This is a genomic window from Aminobacter sp. P4_D5 (assembly GCF_056401815.1).
The window spans coordinates 1-512 of record NZ_JBFUIP010001442.1 but is presented as its reverse complement, the minus strand read 5'-3'; the positions used below and the strand labels follow the sequence as shown (position 1 = coordinate 512).

1 pseudogene is annotated in these 512 nt (G+C 65.0%); it reads right to left on the bottom strand.

The features are described 5' to 3' along the window. Positions 1-512, bottom strand: a pseudogene (locus AC1DWF_RS38865) (hypothetical protein); the annotation flags it as partial.

The following is a 512-nucleotide window of genomic DNA, read 5'->3' as shown; positions in this document are numbered from 1 at the left end:
ATGGTGAGGTCGCCGCCCGCCACGTCGAAGCGGACTGCGGAGTTGGAGGTGTTGCCGACCGTTCCCGTTACGCGCAGCGCGCTGGTGTTGCGAAGGAATACCGAGCCGAGGTCGGTGTTCTGCGAGTTGAAGGTGTTCAGCACATTGTCGGCGCCGAGGCTCACGGTGTTGAAGCTGCCGCCAGCGTTGATGTTGAGGGAACTGGCGCTGAGGATGCCGGCCGCGTCCTGTGTGACGGTCGCGCCGAAGCCGTTGGCGGTCAGGAAGATCCCGCCCGACGAGGTGATGGGCCCGTTGAAGATGAAATCCGTCGCGGTCAGGTTGAMGGAACCGCCATTCGCCACGATCGACCCGCCGGTGGCCACGGTCAGGGTACTGCCGGCCTGCAGCGACAGGTTCAGCTGCGGCACCAGGTTGCCGGACACGGTGAGGTTGTTCGTGGCCTGGAGCACGAGATTGCCGGCGAAGCCGTTCAGGACGTTGGTCCCGATGGTCCAGCTCGCCGATACACC